At 46.4% G+C, this 14,284-nt stretch carries 12 protein-coding genes; 10 read left to right on the forward strand and 2 right to left on the reverse strand.

Features of this window, described 5'->3' with window-relative positions; all coding sequences use genetic code 11:
• The first annotated feature begins 76 nt into the window (after positions 1-76).
• Positions 77-2,029: a primosomal protein N' gene (gene priA, locus VST71_01915; protein MEC4684475.1), complete on the forward strand. Its 1,953-nt coding sequence runs from the start codon at positions 77-79 to the stop codon at positions 2,027-2,029.
• Here the strand turns inward: priA and VST71_01920 are convergent.
• Positions 1,997-2,941, reverse strand: coding sequence for a bifunctional riboflavin kinase/FAD synthetase (locus VST71_01920; protein MEC4684476.1), 945 nt, complete (start codon positions 2,939-2,941; stop codon positions 1,997-1,999). The genes priA and VST71_01920 overlap by 33 nt on opposite strands.
• A gap of 383 nt (positions 2,942-3,324) precedes the next feature.
• On the opposite strand from VST71_01920, the gene purM reads away from it, so the two are divergent.
• The 9 genes from purM to trmB all read left to right on the forward strand — a co-directional run bounded on the left by purM (position 3,325) and on the right by trmB (position 12,618).
• Positions 3,325-4,374, forward strand: a complete 1,050-nt coding sequence (gene purM / locus VST71_01925) for a phosphoribosylformylglycinamidine cyclo-ligase (protein ID MEC4684477.1) — start codon at positions 3,325-3,327, stop codon at positions 4,372-4,374.
• A complete protein-coding gene (locus VST71_01930; protein MEC4684478.1) occupies positions 4,367-5,215 on the forward strand; it encodes a M23 family metallopeptidase in 849 nt (282 codons plus the stop codon). Before purM ends, VST71_01930 begins: the two co-directional genes overlap by 8 nt.
• Entirely contained in the window at positions 5,205-5,591 is a 387-nt protein-coding gene (locus VST71_01935; protein ID MEC4684479.1) for a polymer-forming cytoskeletal protein, read from the forward strand. The genes VST71_01930 and VST71_01935 overlap by 11 nt, the downstream gene beginning before the upstream one ends.
• 62 nt (positions 5,592-5,653) lie before the next feature.
• Positions 5,654-5,809: a hypothetical protein gene (locus tag VST71_01940; GenBank protein ID MEC4684480.1), complete on the forward strand. Its 156-nt coding sequence runs from the start codon at positions 5,654-5,656 to the stop codon at positions 5,807-5,809.
• Positions 5,806-7,746 (forward strand): molybdopterin biosynthesis protein, encoded by a 1,941-nt coding sequence (locus VST71_01945; GenBank protein ID MEC4684481.1) that lies wholly within the window; start codon positions 5,806-5,808, stop codon positions 7,744-7,746. Before VST71_01940 ends, VST71_01945 begins: the two co-directional genes overlap by 4 nt.
• A gap of 38 nt (positions 7,747-7,784) precedes the next feature.
• The gene (locus tag VST71_01950; protein ID MEC4684482.1) at positions 7,785-9,266 is read left to right on the forward strand and encodes an ASKHA domain-containing protein; all 1,482 of its coding nucleotides are present in this window, start codon (positions 7,785-7,787) and stop codon (positions 9,264-9,266) included.
• A 73-nt stretch (positions 9,267-9,339) separates the two neighbouring features.
• On the forward strand, positions 9,340-11,070 hold the full coding sequence (locus VST71_01955) for a tetratricopeptide repeat protein (GenBank protein MEC4684483.1): 1,731 nt from the start codon (positions 9,340-9,342) through the stop codon (positions 11,068-11,070).
• A gap of 22 nt (positions 11,071-11,092) precedes the next feature.
• Positions 11,093-11,935: a 4-(cytidine 5'-diphospho)-2-C-methyl-D-erythritol kinase gene (gene ispE, locus VST71_01960; GenBank protein MEC4684484.1), complete on the forward strand. Its 843-nt coding sequence runs from the start codon at positions 11,093-11,095 to the stop codon at positions 11,933-11,935.
• On the forward strand, positions 11,935-12,618 hold the full coding sequence (gene trmB / locus VST71_01965) for a tRNA (guanosine(46)-N7)-methyltransferase TrmB (protein MEC4684485.1): 684 nt from the start codon (positions 11,935-11,937) through the stop codon (positions 12,616-12,618). The genes ispE and trmB overlap by 1 nt, the downstream gene beginning before the upstream one ends.
• A 4-nt stretch (positions 12,619-12,622) precedes the next feature.
• On the opposite strand, the gene waaF is transcribed toward trmB, so the two are convergent.
• The gene (waaF, locus tag VST71_01970; protein MEC4684486.1) at positions 12,623-14,197 is read right to left on the reverse strand and encodes a lipopolysaccharide heptosyltransferase II; all 1,575 of its coding nucleotides are present in this window, start codon (positions 14,195-14,197) and stop codon (positions 12,623-12,625) included.
• Positions 14,198-14,284: the final 87 nt, after the last annotated feature.

Here is a 14,284-nt window from a genome sequence, read left to right on the forward strand (position 1 = left end):
TTTTAATAACTGTAAGGCGTGCCTTGCTATGGAGAGACATGATAAACCCTGAAAGGTTTTAAGTATAATATTTGTTATGCATTTATGCGACATAGTGTTTCCTCAGAATCTACCGCCACTTACGTACCATGTACCGGAAAAACTCCGCCCATCCGTAAAAGCCGGTATGATGGTACTGGCACCGTTGAGGGGGAAGATAAAAAAAGGCATGGTTTTAAGGCATTATCCTTCGGGCAGCGGGACCTTTAAGGGCAGGTTGAATGAAATACTTGAGATTGTTATGCCTGCATATTCTCCTGCAATGACCGAGCTGATTGACTGGAGTACAGACTACTACATCACAAACCATGGAACAATGCTGAAAAACATACCATTTAAAGAGATTCTCAAGGCAGCAAGAAAACCCCGCCACAGACCCCCTGCTGCATTTGAATTTACCCCCCCGTTACCATCTAAAGAGGAGACTGCTTTTATAAATGAGATATCGACTTCAGCCCAAAAAGGAGAGTACAGGACCTTTCTGTACCATGCACCGGGAGATGAACACGAGATCGGCTTTGTGCTGGGACTTCTTCAGGGGATGCGCAGCGCCCTCATACTTGCACCAGAGGTCAGGGATGCAGAGCTCATTTACTCGCTCCTGCGGGGGCTGCCGGACGGCAGCAGGGTCTGTGCATACCATGGAGAAATGAAGAGAACCGAGAGGTATGATTCCATCGAAGGCATATACGCCGGCAGATACGACATAGTGGTCGGAACAAGGCCTGTTGTGTTTGCCCCCCTATTCTCCCCCTCGGTAATTATCGTAACAAAGGAGCACAACACGGCATACAAACAGGAAGAGTCCCCAAAATACCATGGGAGAGACGTTGCCGTAATGAGGGGATTTATTGAAAAGGTACCGGTTGTATTGACCTCTGTCACTCCCTCTGTGGAATCCTGTTACAACTCCTTTAATAAGAAGTACATCCTTCTTAGCCAGAAAGAAAGGGGCACCGGGCCTGCTGTCTCCCTGATTCAACTAAGGAAAGCAAAAACGGTTGCCCCTTTTTTATCAGTAAAGCTTCTGAACAGTTTAAAGACTGCCATTAGTAAATCAGAAAGACCTGCAGGTGCCATGGTGGTTATACAGCGCCGTGGGTATTCCATGCTGAAATGCGATGACTGTGAAGAGATAGAGATGTGTGCTGAGTGTCAGACTCCACTTGTTGTGCACAGGGGAGAGGGGCTTGTCTGCCATATCTGCGGCTACAGCAAAGAGATACCCCACTCCTGCAGCAGGTGCGGCAGCTTTAAACTCAGTCATTTTGGGGCAGGAACGGAAAGGATTGAAGAGGAGTTAAAAAAACACCTCGGTATAAACGTAATCAGACAGGACAGCGATATCTCCAGGAAGTCTAAAACAAAAAAACAGGAGCCGGAATCCGTGAATGCATCATCAGAGGTCTTGATTCCTGATTCCACCGCCCGACACATCGTGGTAGGTACACTGAAGGCAAGGAGGATACCCCAAAAGAGTCTGGACATTATTGCATTCCTGAATCCGGACCTGCTGCTGAACCTCCCTGAGGTGAGGGCCCCTGAAAAACTCGTTCAGGAGATATACTCTTTAAGAGGGCTCCTCTCTGAAAAAGGACGGCTATTGCTCCAGACGGAGATACCATGGCATCCTGTATATAAATACTTAAGGAAATGGGACTATATGGGATTTATAAAAGACGAACTCAAGGTAAGAAAAGAGAGCTCCATGCCGCCTTATACAAAGCTGGTGACCCTCTGCATCTATACGAATGACGATAAGTTCACCACTGACAGGCTCAGTGATACCATCAGGAGAGCATGCGGCAGGATAGAGGCCATAGGCCCCATCAGAATAACACCGAGGATAAAGGGTTACTCCTCCTGTTTTCAGGTTATTTTAAGGGATATGAACAGACAGGCACTGAAGGAGTGCGCAAAGTCCATAAAGAAAGTTGTTGAGCATACCGGCATGACATTAAGGATAGACGTTGACCCGGTGCTCTTTTAGTATCAATCTTGCTGTCTCTATATCTTTGCCTATCTCTTTTTTGAGTGATTCAGCATCAGGAAAGGTCCTCTCGCCACGGATTCTGTCAATGAAAAAGAGCCTGATATCCTTGCCTAACAGGTCACCGTTGAAATCAAAGAGATGGGCCTCGTAGCTCAGTGCCTCACCACCAAAGGTGGGGTTTTTACCTATATTTGCCACTCCGTCATAGACATTGCCGTTTATCTTCACCTTAACTGCATAGACCCCCTCTCTGGGTGCCAACTCATTCGGGGTCTCAATGTTTGCAGTCGGTATGCCGAGTATGCTTGCCCCCCTGCCGGCCCCTGTAATCACCCTGCCGTGTATTGAATAGGGCCTTCCAAGCAGAGTGGCTGCCTCACATACCCTTCCCCACAGCAGAAGCTGCCTAATCCTGCTGCTGCTGACAATATAACCGGAAATCCTCCTGTTTCTCACAACATTAACCTTAAACCCATACTTTCTGCCACGCCTCCTGAGCAGGTCAGTGGTGCCCTTTTTTCCTTTACCAAATCGATAGTTATGACCTACTATCACATGTTTTACCTTAAGTTTCCCTACCAGCACTTCCCTGACAAAATCATCGGGTGCCATCTTTGCAAACTCCCTGTCAAAATCAATACATAAAAAGACATCAATGCCGGTCATCTCAATAAGCCTTATTTTCTCATCAAGGGGGGTAAGGAGTTTCAGTTTCCTGTCAGGGGCTATCACCTTGAGTGGATGGGGATCAAAGGTAATGACTATTGAGGTGCCGCCGCCACGGGCTGCATCCATCACTTTACGGAAGATCTTCTGATGACCGAGATGGACTCCGTCAAAATTACCAATCGTTACAACAGGATCCGGGAACTCCTTATCCAATGCCTGGAGACCTTTGATTACAACCATCTGACCTTTTTACAGCATATTATTTTAACGTTAGACATACTTTAAACCCGGGTTCCCTTGTTATTATAAAGTTATATGAAAAAGCCGACACATTTTGTGTAATGGATTTCCCTTTATCTAAAAATTATAAAACCTTGCCTTAATTAAAGTAAATATGCAAAATATATGACATTCGACAGAATGCCTCCGGTATCAACTATTAACTATTATATATGCAAGCTATGTCAACGATGTGTCATCTTGTGTCATCTTAAAACAAGCCGGAGTATACCAGGGGGTTGAATCCAGGGTAAATGCCTGTATACTGTAAACGGTATATTTTTTGCATTAAATCATGATATTACGATCGCGAAAGTTAAATAATTTCAATAATAAGGAGCTCCATGCCTGAGGATTTGACGTATAAATCAGCCGGCGTCGATATCGACGAAGGAGAGCGTTTTGTAAGGCTCATCTCGCCAATGGTAAAGGAGACCTTCCGGAAAGAGGTACTTACCGGCCTCGGACAATTCGGGGCCCTCTTTGAGCTTGCCCCCGGCAAATATAAAAGGCCTGTACTGATAAGCGGAACAGACGGCGTTGGAACAAAGCTGAAGATTGCTTTTATGTGTGACAGGCATGACACCATCGGTATTGACCTTGTTGCAATGTGTGTAAATGATATTCTGACCTCCGGAGCTGAACCTCTCTTCTTTCTCGACTACCTGGCAACCGGAAGGCTTATGGCGGAAAAGGCAAGCGAAATCATCAGTGGTATTGTAAGGGGTTGCAAGGAATCCGGATGTTCACTTATCGGTGGTGAAACGGCAGAGATGCCAGGATTTTACAGGGAAGATGAATATGACCTTTCAGGTTTTGCCGTTGGTGTTGCAGAGAGGGAAAAGGTAATAGATGGAAGCACGGTCTCCCATGGTGACCTCATTGTTGGCATTTCATCAAGCGGACTTCACAGTAACGGATACTCCCTTGTGAGGAAGCTATTTTTCGATTTGAAGGCATTTAAACCCGATACCTTCATCGAGGAGTTCGGCAGGACGCTCGGTGAAGAGCTGCTTGAGCCCACAAGGATATATGTAAAAGCCTTTAACCTGCTGAAAGATGCAGGGCACAATGTCAAGGCAATGGCCCATATAACAGGCGGTGGAATACCCGGAAATCTCCCAAGGGCACTCCCTGAAGGGATGGAAGCGGTTATCAGAACGGGGTCATGGCCTGAGCAGCCTGTTTTTCAGGTGATCCGCAAAACCGGAAACATATCAGGGGAAGAGATGAAAAAAGCCTTTAATCTCGGCATCGGATATATTGTAATATTACCCCCTGATCAGGGAGACAGGGCTGTTTCCCTCTTAAAGTCATCAGGTTACGAGAGTTTTATCATAGGTGAAATACAGAAAGCCACATCAGGGATTAAGGCAGGGATCAGGTATGTATAAAGTGAAAAAGTTCATCCGCCGTCTCTTCAACCCAGTTACCATAATCCTTGTCTCCAGTGGCAATAAAAAACCTGTCAGTGCCAAACTCCCCTCTATCGGGATCATCCTGATCCTCGCTTCATGGATTGTTTTTACCGGATATATTATCTCTGTGGGTGTGACAACTACAAAATACTTTGCCATAAAAGACAAGCTCGACTTCTACTACAGCCAGTTTGTTGAGCTGAGAACCACCATCAATTCCCTTAAAAAGGCAGAGACAAAGTTTAACAGGCTTTTCTCTCTTAAGAGCAAAGCGGATATCCTTGAGACCCTCGATGTTTCCGATACAGGCTCTCTTGACATGGAACTGCTGAAAAAGCAGATCGAAAGGAGTATGGAGACTGTTGGAGAGATAAAAGACTATCTGAGACAGCAGAGGGACATCTATTTTGCAACCCCGATCGGCATGCCTGTTGATAAAGGATATATAAGCTCCAATTTTGGATGGAGAACCCATCCGCTGACAGGCAAAAGAAACTTTCATTCAGGGGTGGACGTGGCTGCCTGGCCAGGCTCACCTGTCAGGGCAACTGCCGATGGAATTGTCAGCTTTGCCGGATGGAGTGGAGGAAGCGGCAAACTTGTTGTTATAGAGCATGGATTCGGGTTCACTACATGTTTTGCCCATAACAGAAAAATCATCGTGAAAGTGGGACAACGGGTCAAGAGGGGTGATGTCATTTCATATGTCGGCTCAACCGGTAATACCACGGGGCCTCATGTCCATTACGAGGTCTGGATAGACAAGAAACCTGTTAACGCCAAAACCTTTATGGGGGTGAAAAAAAATGTTCAATAAGAAAAACGACAGGATTGAAACACTTATCGGCAGCAATACAACCATAAAAGGAGACATCGAGATCAAGGGGACCATACGCATTGACGGAAGATTCGAAGGAACTATCAAGGCGGACTGGATAGTGGTTGGCGAAAACGGACATTTGAAGGGTGATGCATTTGCAAATGGTGTAATTGCCGGTGGAACGGTTGAAGGCAATATCTCTACCAGTGAATCTGTTGAGATAAATTCCAGCGGCAAGGTATTTGGAGATGTGCAGACCCAGAAACTTGTTATTATAGAGGGCGGCATTTTTGAGGGACGCTCAAGGATGCAAAAAGAACATAAACAAGAGAAGAAGGTTGTTGAGCTCCAGAAGGGACAGAAGGCTGACTAACCTGAGAGCTCGTTATTTTATTAAGATACCTGAAACAGTGATAAATGGTTGAAGGGAGCGATATGACAGATTCTTCACTCATTCTCGATGGACATCGTGTCCATCTGCGAGGTAATTTCGCAATTAACCATCCAGGTGAATTTACAGCGAAATTAAAACCGTTCAGACTCTATCATACCGCTTCCTTTTCAGGTTTTGTAATCAAAAAACCCGAGTGAAGCAATCCCGAAGAATATATCAGGATAACACACCCCTTCAGGACGCAATTGAAAAGTGGCTTGCGGTAGTCGAACCGCTTCCGCCAAAGGAAGGGGAGTTCATTCCCGTGCATCAGTCCGCGGGCAGGATAACCGCCCAGGCAGTACAGGCCATGATATCCTCACCCTTCTTTCACTCCTCTGCAATGGACGGCTACGCAGTACGTTTTCATGAAACCTTTGGTGCAACAGAGACACATCCCCTGCGCCTAAAACTCAACGAAGAGGCAATCCCCGTAAATACCGGCGAGCCCATGCCCCATGGGTTCAATGCAGTCATAATGGTTGAGGATGTCAGCATCGAGGGGTCTTTTATCGAGATAACGGAATCCGTCACCCCGTATCAGCACGTAAGGACCGTGGGTGAAGATATTGTCCAGACTGAGTTGATACTGCCGGAAAATCAGAGGATCAGGCCTGTTGATATCGGTGCCATACTTGCGGGCGGTCATACCGGGGTATCTGTCAGGAAAAAACCACTCGTAACCCTGATACCAACCGGCAACGAGGTGGTGGAGCCGGGAACTACACCGCTCAGAAAAGGTAATATAATCGATTTCAACAGTTACATGACAGGTGCCCTCATCAATCAGTGGGGCGGGGAGTTCAGGAGAGAAGGCGTTGTTTCAGACGATAAGGAATTGCTTAAGGAGAGAATTTCAGAGTCATTGAAGGATAGCGATCTTGTTGTGGTTATCGCAGGTTCTTCTGCAGGGACAAAGGACTTTACACCAAATGCGATAGGAGAGCTCGGCAGGATAATCGTCCACGGCATCAATATAAAACCGGGCAAGCCCGTACTCCTTGGCATGGTTAAGGACAAGCCGGTTATCGGACTTCCGGGTTATCCGGTCAGTGCCTATATAACATTTGAGTTGTTTGCAAAACCGCTTGTTTACCATTTGCTCGGCATTGTGCCGGAGATGCCCGGGATATTAAAGGCCTGGCTCTCCAGACCAATAGCCTCTTCACTCGGACAGGAGGAGTTTCTGAGGGTAAAGGTTGGAAAAGTAGGTGGCAAATACATAGCAACACCATCAGGCAGGGGGGCCGGTGCCCTGATGACGCTTCAAAGGGCTGACGGGATTGTCAGGATTCCGGCAATGAGCGAAGGCCTGGCACAGAAGTCCGAAGTTGAGGTAACCCTTTTGAGATCAAGAGATGAGATTGAGAATACAATTGTATGTATCGGAAGTCATGACAACACACTTGACATCCTTGCAAACCTCCTGAAGAAGCGGTCCCACTCCTACAGCCTCTCTTCAGCACATGTGGGCTCAATGGGGGGGATAATGGCTATAAAGAAGATGGAGACACATATCGCGGGTACTCACCTTCTTGACGAATCCACAGGAGAGTACAATATCCCGCTCATTAAACGGCTTCTCTGTGATATACCTCTCTTAGTGGTAAATCTTGTTCATCGTCAACAGGGACTCATAGTCCGGAAGGGCAATCCAAAAAGGATAAGGGTGATTGAAGACCTTACCCGTGAGGGAATTGTATTTATTAACCGGCAGCGTGGCTCCGGGACCAGACTCCTGACGGACAAGTGTCTGAAGGACAGGGGGATCCCCCCACAGGAGATAGAGGGCTATGACCGGGAAGAGTATACCCATATGGGCGTGACCTCTGCAGTTGCTACAGGTGTGGCAGACGCCGGGATGGGGATTCTTTCGGCTGCAGTGGCACTTGGGCAGGAGTTTATCCCGGTGGCAAAGGAGAGGTATGACCTGATAATAAGGGGTGAGTATATCGAAACCCCAAAGATACAGTCTCTCCTTAATATCCTGACATCCGACAGCGAGTTCAGGAATCTGGTAACGACCCTGGGAGGGTATGATGTGAGTGACATGGGGAAAGTTATCTACACAACCGTGGGCCCTCCGCGCAATTGATATTTCAATCAGCGAGACAAATCCTGTAATATTATAGGATGAAACCTTTAAGCTTCTCTTTAGACTTAAAACTCCCCCTGCCCTCCCCTGATGACAAGAGGGCAGATGTGGAGAGACTCAGTGAGACCGCTGCCATAGAGGACATTCATGTTCCCCTTGAGCTGATGAGGGCCCTGCCCACGGTGCTGAGGGAGAAGAATTTTGCAATAAAGCCTGTTTTCGGCATAACCGGACCCTGCACCAGATTACTGGAAATAGATTCAGAACAGGTCTTCGGCATTGCCATTGATATCGGCACCACCAACATAGTCGCCTCCCTTTTTGACTTAAAAAGCTCAAAAAAGATTTCAGAGAAGCACATGACGAATCCCCAGACCGTTTATGGCGATGACATTCTCAGCAGGATGCATTTTGCCATGAGCCGTGGGGTTGAAGAACTGCAGAGGGCGGTTATTGGTGGCCTGAACAGTATAATCGCATCACTCGCGGATGACGCAAAGATAAAGACCCCAAGGGTATTTGCTGTCACTGTGGCTTCAAATACAGCAATGACCCATCTTCTGCTCGGCCTTGATGTGAGCAATATTCCGGTTGAACCCTACATCCCTGTTGTACATTCACCTGATTTTCTGAAAGCAGGTGAGCTTGACCTTGCAGCAAATCCCGAAGCAGTAGTCTATGCATTTCCGAATGCCGGCAGCTATGTAGGCGGCGACATTATCTCGGGAATACTCTCTATCGGAATTCATAAGGCTGAGGCCCCGACTGTCCTTATTGACGTGGGAACAAATGCAGAGATTGTGGTCGGCATGAAGGACTGGCTCTTCGTAGGCGCCGGGGCTGCGGGTCCTGCACTTGAGGGGGGGATTTTCAGTGCAGGCATTAGGGCTCAGCCAGGGGCCATTTACAGGGTTGACATAGATCCTGTCACTCATGATGTAAGATATAAAACCATTGAAGATACCCCGCCGGCTGGTATCTGTGGCTCGGGTGTAATTGACCTGATTGCAGAGCTGTTTGAAAAAGGCATTATTGACAGTATGGGGAGATTCAGGGATACAGCAGGGGTAATCAAGACAGAAAACGGCCCTTCGTTTGTTGTCGTACGCACTGAAAGAGCAACGATAGAGGTTAGTGAACGGGAAATCAACAATTTTCTGAGATCAAAGGCAGCAATGTTTACATCCCTTCATGTACTGCTTAAATCCCTTGGTCTTGGGTTCAGAGATATAGACAGGTTTTATATTGCAGGAGCTCTCGGTTCAGGGGTCAGGGTTCGGAAGGCAATAGGTATCGGGATGCTTCCTGATATACCTGTTGAGAAATATATCCCCGCCAATAACTCCTCGCTCAACGGGGCTGAGTTGTTACTCACAAATGGCGAACTGTACAGGGAAGTGGAAAAGATACGCTCAATGATTACCTACAGGGAAATGAACACTGACACCGAGTTCATGAAGGAGTTCCCGGATGCCCTCTTTCTTCCACACCTGAACCCCGACATCCTTACTAATGGATAACAGCGAAACCCAAGCCACAGACTCTTCCGTGATTAATTTGACCCTCCGTTTAATTTTATGAGATAATGACAGGATGAAAAAAAGGTTGTTGTTATTACTTATATCACTCACCCTCGTCTCCTGTGTAACTCCTGCGGTAATAAAAAAGCCGGCTACCGGGACAGTGGTTGAAACAGTCAGCACCAAAGAGGCCGGGATTCCATCAACAGCCAATGAGGAATCTTCCCTGAACTATATCCTCGGCTATCAGGCCGAGATGGAAGGCCGATGGGCTGAAGCACTCAAATACTACGAAGAGGCGTCAAAACTTGACCCTGCTTCTCCGTACCTGAAAGTACAGATTGGACGCATCCTGCTCAGAACCGGCAAGGTAAAGGCTGCAACAGAAAAGATAGAAGAGGTAATAAAGAGTTATCCTGATTACCTGCCCGCCCTCAGACTCCTTGGACAGCTTTATAATGGTCAGAAAAAAACCGCCGATGCCATCAGGATATACGAAAGGATAATCAGGATTGATCCAGCTGACACTGAGGCGCATCTCTTCCTGGGTATGCTCTATGCCGCTGAAAAAAAGTACCCGGAATCCATAAATGTCCTCGAAAAATTTCTTGAAAAGAGGCCGGATAATCTGATGGCCCTTTATTATCTTGGGTCGGTCTATTTTGATATGAAGGATATTGAAAAGGCAGAGACGTATTTTCAAAAATGCCTTGAGTTGAAGCCCGACTTTGACGCCGCCCTTTACAGGCTCGGCCTCATCAGTGAGGTCAGGGGTAAAAACGATGAAGCAATAAAATACTACAAAAAGGCATCGGAAATTAATCCGTTTAATTTTCAGGCCAGAGAAAGACTTTCGAGGTTATACATAAAAGAGAACAAACTGCAGGAAGCCATAGATGAGCTTGAAAAGATAAGCAGTCAATTTCCCAAAAACACAGAGATACATAAAAGACTCGGGCTTCTGTACTTTGACAATAAAGAGTATGAAAAGGCTATTGATCAATTCAGGCTCGTGATAGAGGCAAAACCTGATGACCTTGCAGTAAGGTATTACCTCTCCCTTGCCCTTGGCACACTCAAAAAATACGACATGGCCATAGATGAGCTCAAGGCGATACTCGCCCTGGACCCAAAAAATATCCAGGCATTCCTGAATCTGGCCTACATCTATTCAGACTCCGGACAATACGAGGATGCAATAAAGACATATGATGAATTAATTGCAATTGACGCCAAACCTGAATATTATATATACAAGTCATCAAACCTGCTGAAACTTAACAAGACCAAAGCTGCTGAAAAGACGCTTAAGGAGGCGATTGAAAGGTTTGGAGAAAATGACGAACTCTACTTTAATCTTGCAGTTGTCTACGAAAAAGAGAAGAGATTCGATGACATGGTCAAATTTCTCAAAAAAACCTTAAGCCTCAATCCAGACCATGCTGATGCACTTAATTTCCTTGGGTACAGTTATGCTGATAAAGGGATTAAACTCGACGAGGCATTATCAATGATACAGAAAGCCCTCTCTCTTATGCCGGGTAACGGTTACATTATTGACAGCCTTGGCTGGGTTTATTATAAACTCGGCAGATACGAAGAATCCCTGAAAGAACTCAGACGGGCTGTAAAGACAGTAAAGGATGACCCTTTGGTTTACGAGCACCTCGGTGATGTGCTTACAGCCATAGGGAATGAAAAAGAGGCCATTGAGGCATACAGGAAGGCCCTTCTTTACTCTGAAAAAGAGGAAGGCCTTAAAGAGCGGGTCGAGAAAAAGCTGGAAGAATTATCCAGCAAATAACTATTAACCTACAATCCTGCCAATGACATCACTCTATTCACCTGCAAAGATAAACTGGTTTCTTAAGGTCCTCGGCAAAAGAGCAGACGGTTACCACAACATCTATTCCGTCATGCAGAGGATTGCCCTCAGTGATACACTCTCTTTTGAAGAGACAAAAGGGGAGATAGTGATAGAGTCGGACCTTGAGATTGCAATGGAAGAGAACCTTGTTTACAAGGCTGCCGCACTTATGAAGAAACATACCTCCTGTTCTTCAGGAGCCAGGATAAAACTTTTAAAAAAAATACCCCTTCAGGCTGGGCTCGGCGGCGGCAGCAGTAATGCAGCCACTACACTTTTTGGATTAAACAACCTGTGGAAGACAGGGCTTAACCTCAGGACATTAACAGAGCTGGGCGCAAGTTTGGGCTCGGACGTGCCTTTTTTCCTGAACGGCCCCATTGCCGTTGTTGAAGGCAGGGGAGAGGTGATTACACCCTTGCAGGCTTCAACGAAGGAGATTACACTGCTCATTGTAAAGCCTGGACACGGTATATCTACTGCCCTTGCCTACAAAGAAGTAGCAGAATATTCTGAGATGGACAGGTCCCGGCTGGACCTGCTCATTAAGATACTCAAGTACGGTCCGATTGACAGGCTGCCTGAAGTCCTCGGTAATGACTTTGAAGAGCCGGTATGCAGGCTGTATCCTGAACTCAAAGATATCAGGGACAGGCTATTGAACCAGGGGGCAATTGCTGCCTTGCTGTGCGGCAGCGGCTCCAGCATCTTCGGGGTATTCACAAACAATGCATATGCAGAAGAGGCGTCAAGGTCATTTGGAGACCTCTGGCACGTGGTAACGGAAACGGTTTCCCATTAATGACAAATACATTTAATATGTTCAGCTTAAAGACCAACGGCCGCAGAACAGGAAGGATGGGAAAGGCCGACTGGGAAATCCTCAGGGAAGTCCTTCCCCGGCTTGAGATCAAATCCAACGGGTTTATCGACCCTGCTGAAATCTTCGGCAGGCAGGCGCCACTGTATGTTGAAATAGGGTTTGGCAACGGAGACTTCCTCTTTGAAAAGACGATAAGCACCCCTGATGCTGATTTTATCGGGATCGAACTCTACATAACAGGTGCTGCCAAATTACTGAAAAAAATCGTCCAGCACAAAAACACCTCTGACGGCCCTTACCTGAAAAACCTCCGTATATTTATAGATGACTCACGGAAGGTTCTTGAAAAAAATATTCCTGATGAAAGCATAGACGGAATTTATATACTCTTTCCCGACCCGTGGCCAAAAAAACGGCACAACAAGAGGAGACTCGTCAAGCCTGAGTTTTCACGGCTTATTTATTCAAAACTGAAAAATGGTGGATTTATTGTAACAGCTACAGACCACCACGACTATGCCGAAGGGATAGCAGAATCTTTCACTACCGGCTTTCAGCCATCAAAAACAGAGCTGTCCGATATCAGAACAACAAAATATGCCTCAAGGGCCATAGCTCAAGGGAAAGAACTCCACATCTCTGCATTCAGAAAGATTTTTTAGCGCCTTACTTTTCGAGTATATATCCGACCACATCTCTCAGGTTGTTAAAAACCCTGTCAGCATAGCCTGAGCTTGAGTCCTTGCCGGTTCTTACAAGTATAGCCTCTGCCCCGACACTTTTTGCCAACTCCATATCCGTACCCTTATCACCAACAACTATCGAGGAGCGCAGGTCGACATTAAAATCACTCCTTGCCCTGAGTAACATGCCGGGAGATGGCTTTCTGCAGGCACAGTTGTCATCAGGGTGGTGAGGACAATAATAAAAAGCATCAAACCCGTATCTTTCGAGGAAAATATTATTTACACTCTCGGTAAACTTTTTTTCAACTATTCCCCTTGCAATCCCTGACTGGTTACTCACTCCAATCAACAAAAAACCTTTATCTTTCAGCTTGGTTAGCATCTTTACATCAGGAAACACTTTAAGGTCATCCATCCTGTTGAGGTAATCTGCATCATGGCAGAGGATACCATCTCTGTCAAAAAAGACCGCCTGTTTTGCCGGTACAATCTGCAAAAGCGCATCAAAAACCTCTTCAGGTGTAATTTGTCTGAGACAAAGGACATCACCTCTGGGGCATCTCCTCTCAAAACAGGGAGAACACTCCAGGTCTGTTTTGAGCACAACATCACTCAGGCCAAACTCTATTTCTGAGTCAAAGCCGTTATCTCCGGGACGTACACACGATGGAGGGCCTGTGAGGGTAGGGTCAGTGGAACCGAATATCGACACAAGCGGGGTACCGACTGCATAACCCAGATGCATGGGGCCAGAATCGTTTGAGACAACCGCGTCTGCCTGCGAGAGTATGGCAATAAGGTCTCTGAGCGATGTAATCCCGGCAAGGTTCATAACCCGGTCTGCTGCTGTCAGGTCATGGTTTATCATACCCGTTATTTTATCTGCTATACCTCTTTCAGCCTCAGATCCTGTTAACACTACACTTCCGCCAAGCCTCCTGATTATCATCTCTGAAAGGCCTGCATAGCTCTCCTCCGGCCATCTCTTTGCCGAACCATAGGTGGCTCCCGGATTTAATACAACAATGGGTCTGCATAATCCTTCCAGCACCTCTGTTGCCTTTAGCCGTTCATGAGTGTCCAGGTATATCCAGGGATGTCTGTATACGGCCTTAAGACCAGCCCCCCTCAGGAGGTTCAGATAGTAAAGAACGTGGTGAAGGCGCTTTGTTTCTGCTGTTACAGGAATGCCCCTGCTTAATAAAAAACCCCTTCCGTCACGGTTATAACCGATTCTTTCCGGTATGCCTGAAAGATAGGCGAGTATGGCGGCATCAAAGGCATTCTGAAAAAGGAAAGCAGAATCATAGCAGCCCTTTCTTAAATCCCCGGAGGCAGACAGTTTTCCTATAACACCGCTATATTCCGTTTTATACTCAACAAATCTGTCTATATTCGGGTCCTTTCCAAATACAGGGGCAATCCACCTCTTTCCCATGAGATGAATCTCTGAATCACGATATTCAGACCTCAGAACCCTGAAGGATGGCAATGTCATCACAGCATCACCAATCCAGTTTACACCCCTTACAAGTATCTTTTTTCTGTCATTCATTGAAAATCCATAATCCTTTGTTTGGTTCTACCGAGTTTATAAACCGAGTCTTTTAATTCCAAATTGAATACAGGCTTCTCTGTGCTT

It is taken from the genome of Nitrospirota bacterium, from assembly GCA_035873375.1.
Lineage (GTDB): Bacteria > Nitrospirota > Thermodesulfovibrionia > Thermodesulfovibrionales > JdFR-85 > BMS3Bbin07.

What these genes read in the sequence shown, in the direction of transcription:
- purM (MEC4684477.1), top strand. Translation starts at nt 3,325, where the DNA reads ATGCCTGAGGATTTGACGTATAAATCAGCCGGCGTCGATATCGACGAA.
- VST71_01920 (MEC4684476.1), bottom strand. Translation starts at nt 2,941, where the DNA reads ATGGTTGTAATCAAAGGTCTCCAGGCATTGGATAAGGAGTTCCCGGAT.
- VST71_01955 (MEC4684483.1), top strand. Translation starts at nt 9,340, where the DNA reads ATGAAAAAAAGGTTGTTGTTATTACTTATATCACTCACCCTCGTCTCC.
- trmB (MEC4684485.1), top strand. Translation starts at nt 11,935, where the DNA reads ATGACAAATACATTTAATATGTTCAGCTTAAAGACCAACGGCCGCAGA.
- priA (MEC4684475.1), top strand. Translation starts at nt 77, where the DNA reads ATGCATTTATGCGACATAGTGTTTCCTCAGAATCTACCGCCACTTACG.
- waaF (MEC4684486.1), bottom strand. Translation starts at nt 14,197, where the DNA reads ATGAATGACAGAAAAAAGATACTTGTAAGGGGTGTAAACTGGATTGGT.
- VST71_01935 (MEC4684479.1), top strand. Translation starts at nt 5,205, where the DNA reads ATGTTCAATAAGAAAAACGACAGGATTGAAACACTTATCGGCAGCAAT.
- VST71_01940 (MEC4684480.1), top strand. Translation starts at nt 5,654, where the DNA reads ATGACAGATTCTTCACTCATTCTCGATGGACATCGTGTCCATCTGCGA.
- VST71_01950 (MEC4684482.1), top strand. Translation starts at nt 7,785, where the DNA reads ATGAAACCTTTAAGCTTCTCTTTAGACTTAAAACTCCCCCTGCCCTCC.
- VST71_01930 (MEC4684478.1), top strand. Translation starts at nt 4,367, where the DNA reads ATGTATAAAGTGAAAAAGTTCATCCGCCGTCTCTTCAACCCAGTTACC.
- ispE (MEC4684484.1), top strand. Translation starts at nt 11,093, where the DNA reads ATGACATCACTCTATTCACCTGCAAAGATAAACTGGTTTCTTAAGGTC.